General features: G+C 43.2%; 5 protein-coding genes. 3 read left to right on the top strand and 2 right to left on the bottom strand.

All coding sequences use genetic code 11. The features are described 5' to 3' along the window. Positions 1-707, top strand: a 707-nt coding sequence (gene acsF, locus DP116_RS29755) for a magnesium-protoporphyrin IX monomethyl ester (oxidative) cyclase (protein WP_246275795.1), incomplete at its 5' end; no start/stop codon positions are given. Positions 708-1,021: 314 nt separating this feature from the next. On the opposite strand, the gene DP116_RS25645 is transcribed toward acsF, so the two are convergent. Both DP116_RS25645 and purE read right to left on the bottom strand, forming a co-directional pair. Next, positions 1,022-1,708, bottom strand: coding sequence for a cadmium resistance transporter (locus tag DP116_RS25645; protein ID WP_169157838.1), 687 nt, complete (start codon positions 1,706-1,708; stop codon positions 1,022-1,024). Between the two features lie 396 nt (positions 1,709-2,104). Continuing rightward, the gene (purE, locus tag DP116_RS25640; protein ID WP_169157837.1) at positions 2,105-2,623 is read right to left on the bottom strand and encodes a 5-(carboxyamino)imidazole ribonucleotide mutase; all 519 of its coding nucleotides are present in this window, start codon (positions 2,621-2,623) and stop codon (positions 2,105-2,107) included. A 192-nt stretch (positions 2,624-2,815) separates the two neighbouring features. On the opposite strand from purE, the gene nagA reads away from it, so the two are divergent. Then, positions 2,816-4,057 carry an N-acetylglucosamine-6-phosphate deacetylase gene (gene nagA / locus DP116_RS25635; RefSeq protein WP_169157836.1) on the top strand — a complete coding sequence of 414 codons (1,242 nt, stop codon included), beginning with the start codon at positions 2,816-2,818 and terminating at the stop codon, positions 4,055-4,057. Positions 4,058-4,151: 94 nt separating this feature from the next. Next, positions 4,152-4,838: a magnesium protoporphyrin IX methyltransferase gene (gene bchM / locus DP116_RS25630; protein WP_169157835.1), complete on the top strand. Its 687-nt coding sequence runs from the start codon at positions 4,152-4,154 to the stop codon at positions 4,836-4,838. Positions 4,839-5,157: the final 319 nt, after the last annotated feature.

Raw genomic sequence — 5,157 nt, 5'->3', positions numbered from 1 at the left:
ATTTTATGGCGCGGGATGAAGCACGCCATGCGGGATTTCTCAATAAAGCAATGGCGGATTTTAATCTCTCGCTGGATTTGGGTTATCTCACAAAGAATCGTACCTACACCTTTTTCCCACCAGAGTGGATTATTTACACAGTGTACCTCTCTGAGAAAATTGGCTACTGGCGCTACATTATTATGTTCCGTCACCTAGAGAAACATCCAGAGTTGAAATTCTATCCTCTGTTTGGCTATTTCGAGAGTTGGTGTCAGGATGAGAATCGACATGGAGATTTCTTTAAGGCGCTGTTGCGATCGCAACCCCAACTCTGGAACAACTGGAAAGCGCGTTTGTGGGTGCGGTTCTTCCTGCTGTCTGTGTTCGCGACTCATACTTTGACAGTACTGGAGAGGGCGTCATTTTATCGCTCTATTGGAATCAATCCATACGAGTACAATATCCAAGTGATTGAAAAGACGAATGAAACCGCTGCACGGGCATTTCCTGTGATATTGAATACAAATCATCCAGAGTTTTTCCGGCGACTGGAAGAGTGTTCTGATATTAATCTCAAGCTGACGTTGATTAACAACAGTAATAGTCCAAAGATTCTCAAGTTCTTTCAAAAGTTACCCTTGATACTTTCAATTATTGGGCATTTGTTACGGCTTTATTTCATTAAGCCAATTAATGCTGAATTATCTCGACAAGCAGTTTGTTAAAGTCGAAAAACAGCTTGCCAATAGGTTGTTATAGCGCTTCTCGATAGCCCTCTGGGCGTGCGCTTTGCGCATATGCGTGCAATACACGACTGTAGAGACGTAGCCCTTCGGGTATGTCCTGCGGACACGCTGCGCTAACGCCAGTCGCCTGCGGAGGGAAACCCTCCCGCAGCGCTGGACTCACATGCTACGTCTCTACATTATGCATGGTAGTGTATATGATTCAAATGAGAACTGCTTTTGAGATTGGAAACCTCAACACCAGAAGCGAAGCGCTTGTTGAGGTACTTCACCGTGTTCATCCGATCATGATATTACTTCTGAGACATCCTCTGATCGTCTTTTACAAGAACTATCAAACATAGACAGCTAAGTAGAAGTTTGACTGGATTCAATGCGCCACTTTTTAAAACAATAAAAGCACCCAATCCCATCAAAACAAAAGGCACAAGATAATTGCCGTATTGAGTTAAAATTTCAGCTATTCCTTGTTGATTTGTGAGTTTGTATGCGGTATAGCACCAAACTCCTATTAACAGAAAGAATACGACTAGAATTACCAAAAAACTTCCGAAATCACTACTAGCAAATAATGGTACATAAACGCTAATGTTATCGCTACCATTAGCAATAGTGACAGCGGCTACACTGTAAGTCTGAGGGGAAAGAAAATTAGCAAAAGTCGAATCTTCTGATTGTTCTGTTTCTGCTGCTTCTTCTGAATCTTCTTCTGGGTTTACCAAACTACTAATACCTATAGCAATAGGAATTAAACCTAATAATCCAATCCAGTTTGGCGACAAGATGAATCCACCAAATAAACCAGGCACACTGGCAATAACAAGTGCTGTAAACCCCAAATATTGACCAACAATAATGTGCCTACGAGTAAAGGTAGAATTCACCTGAGAAAAAAAGACCAAAAGGATAACAATATCATCAATGTTGGTGGCGGTGAAGGCAACTATTCCCGTGCTAATTCCAGAGACTAACCCACTCATATAGCAATCCGTTAAGAGGTTATGAACTTACTCATTGAGGCAGGGAACAGGGAACAGGGAACAGGGAACAGGGAACAGGGAACAGGGAACAGGAAACAGGGAACAGGGAACGCTTAACTCTTAACACCCGAACGCTTAACTCTTAACACCGAAGAAGGAATAAAGGTGTACGAAGCTTCGCAAAAATCTTTGGAGGAGTCCTATATCATCTATTTTTTTAATTTTTTTAGTAGACAGGCGGAAATAAATCCAGCTATATAAAGATTTGTAAAAATGCCTTCAATAACTCTACAAAAACGCAAATGACCGCCCTATTGCCCCCACCAATCACACCCTTACACCCTGTACGGGCGCAAGGCCGCAGCGCCCCTACACACCCCTAATTGTTGACTCTAGTCATGGCATCTGTTTCAAATATTGCTCGTAACCAAGCTCTTCTAGTTTTTCTTGCTTTGCCATGACTGATTCAGACAAGGTTTGACGGTACTGCTGCACCTTGTTAAGTAATTCTGCTTGATGAGTCGCAAGAATTTGTACTGCCAAAAGTCCAGCATTTTTAGCATTGCCTATCGCAACAGTTGCTACTGGTATACCTGCGGGCATTTGGACGATAGAATACAACGAATCAACTCCTTGTAAGTGACGGCTAGGAACAGGAACACCAATAACAGGCAGAGGAGTTAAAGATGCTACCATTCCCGGAAGGTGAGCAGCACCACCCGCCCCAGCGATAATGACCTTAATACCTCTTTGGTGAGCAGATTTAGCATATTCCACCATACGTTCTGGAGTGCGATGAGCACTGATAATTGCTACCTCTGTGGCAATACCAAATTCTTCACAAACTGCGATCGCACCTTGCATGGTTGGTAAATCCGAATCACTACCCATAATGATGCCGACAAGAGGAGCCATAAGCAATTCAAAATATGTCCTTCGGACACGCTACGCGAACAAAATTCAAAATTCAAAATTGGAATTTGACTTTCCGATTTACAATCATCTCACTCTGTGTGTATCTGCTGACATTTGCAACAGGATTTTTGATTCATCGCCACCGCTTACCTCTAAAATCAGGTCAGATTTCACTATCTTTGGTGCTGAGTCATGACCGAAGCAACACACAGCTTGCCAGGTACTTCTGTAGACATTATCAACGCTAAAGTACCTGGTTACACAGATTTGCAGATTCTTTCAGTTAACCCGCAGGGCATAATTGAACAAATCCTGCCAATGTCTAAAGTCCTTAAACGTGTTCCGCCAGTTGACTTACGGGTGTTGGATATTGGTGGCGACTGGATTTCATTAGGTGGTGTAGATTTACAGATTAACGGCGCGTTGGGATTGGCGTTTCCTGATTTATCAACAGAAAACTCTCGCCAAATGCTAGACATATGTCGTTATTTATGGTATGAGGGGGTAGATGCTTTTTTACCTACCCTGGTGACAACTTCGGTAGAAAATATTCAGCGTGCGCTTTCTGTGATTGCTGATTGTATCAACTTGACTCACTCGCCCTCTTTGTCTGCAAATAGAGGTTATGCGAAAATTTTGGGAGTACATCTAGAAGGACCATTTTTAAATCCTCAAAAGCGTGGTGCACACTCACCTGAGTACCTCTTACCACTTAATCTTGAGGAAGTAAAGAAGGTTTTGGGAAATTACGCTCATCTTGTGAAAGTCATGACGCTAGCACCAGAGTTAGATCCAACGGGTGAGGTGATTCCATATTTACGTTCTTTGGGTATCACTGTCAGTTTAGGACATTCCCAAGCGACTGCTGCAGAAGCGCAACGTGCTTTTGAACTAGGTGCAACAATGGTGACTCATGCTTTTAATGCTATGCCACCATTACACCACCGTGAAAGCGGATTGTTGGGAGCAGCAATTATCCATCCTGGTGTGATGTGTGGTTTCATTGCTGATGGTGAACATGTCTCGCCAACGATGCTGCAAATTTTATTGCGCGCTAGCACTCCTGTGTTTTCCCATGAAAGGGAAGAGATACACAAACAACAACTTTTCCTTGTGAGTGATGCCCTTGCTCCTCTGGGATTGGCTGATGGGGTGTATCCTTGGGATACTCGCCAGATTTCAGTGAAAAACGGAACTGCACGACTTCAGGATGGAACTTTATCAGGAACGACTTTACCTTTATTGGTAGGTGTGCAAAATTTGGTGAAGTGGGGAATCTGTAATGTGGAGAGGGCGATCGCACTCTCAACAATTGCACCACGAAGTGCGATCGGCTTGTCCACAATTCTCTCTGGTGCTAGTGCTAGTCAATTATTGCGTTGGCATTTGGATGAATCTAGACAAGAACTTTTATGGCAGAGGTTGTTCTCTTAAGATTTTGCTTCCAGGTACACCAGGCAGAAAAATATTTCTGGTGGTTCCTGGTCATGGTACTTTTTAGCTTTGGAATGGATAGATATTGAGTTTCATGAACGTAACTGACGATAAGACGATTGTTAAAGAATATTTCAACTCTACAGGCTTCGACCGTTGGAGACGTATCTACGGTGATGGCGAAGTCAACAAAGTGCAGCTAGACATCCGTACTGGACACCAGCAAACAGTAGAGACGGTACTCAGTTGGCTGAAAGCTGATAACAATTTAGCAGGGTTATCTATCTGCGATGCTGGATGTGGCACAGGTAGTCTCAGCATACCGCTTGCGGAAGCTGAAGCAAAAGTCTATGCCAGCGATATTTCGGAAAAAATGGTAGGAGAAGCCAAGGAAAAAGCCTCACAAATTCTCGCAAATGCTGAAAATCCGACATTTGCTGTACAGGATTTAGAAACGATTAGCGGTAGCTACCATACGGTGATTTGCTTGGATGTTCTCATTCACTACCCTCAGCAAAAGGCAGATGAGATGATTTCTCACCTTTGTTCTTTAGCGCAGTCACGGATTATTCTCAGTTTTGCGCCGAAAACTTTCGCCCTTAGTTTATTAAAGAAGATAGGGAGTTTCTTTCCAGGTGCTAGTAAAGCGACTCGCGCTTATCTGCATCGCGAAGCTGATGTGGTGAAAATTTTGCAAAAGAATGGTTTTTCTGTTCAGCGTCAGTCTATGACTCGAACTCGCTTTTATTTCTCTCGTCTATTGGAAGCGACGCGTCAGTGATTTCAAAATCGCAGCAAGATAAGCTTTATTTTTTGCTGCGATCATGAAGCCAGAAGCCTACATTGTACTGAAAGAGTCGGTGTAGGTTATTCATACTAAGTTGCGTATGTCTCAAGGGGATACGCTTACGCGAACAAAGAAAAAAAAACCGCAGAGGCGCAGAGAACACAGAGCAAGAGAGAAAGAGAGAGGAAAAATTCTCTGTATGAATGCAACTTAGTATCACGCTGTTTTGAAAAAACGAATAATTTCGCGCACATGATCTAAAAATAGTCCATCTGTGGAAAGTTGGGCGATCGCCCCCCGTGCTTCCCTTGCC

Source organism: Brasilonema bromeliae SPC951 (assembly GCF_012912135.1).
Taxonomy (GTDB): Bacteria; Cyanobacteriota; Cyanobacteriia; order Cyanobacteriales; family Nostocaceae; genus Brasilonema; species Brasilonema bromeliae.
This window is presented reverse-complemented; position numbering and strand designations above follow the sequence as displayed.

Coding starts and splice junctions, on each gene's coding strand:
- DP116_RS25645 (WP_169157838.1), bottom strand. CDS start 1,708: ATGAGTGGGTTAGTCTCTGGAATTAGCACGGGAATAGTTGCCTTCACC.
- purE (WP_169157837.1), bottom strand. CDS start 2,623: ATGGCTCCTCTTGTCGGCATCATTATGGGTAGTGATTCGGATTTACCA.
- nagA (WP_169157836.1), top strand. CDS start 2,816: ATGACCGAAGCAACACACAGCTTGCCAGGTACTTCTGTAGACATTATC.
- bchM (WP_169157835.1), top strand. CDS start 4,152: ATGAACGTAACTGACGATAAGACGATTGTTAAAGAATATTTCAACTCT.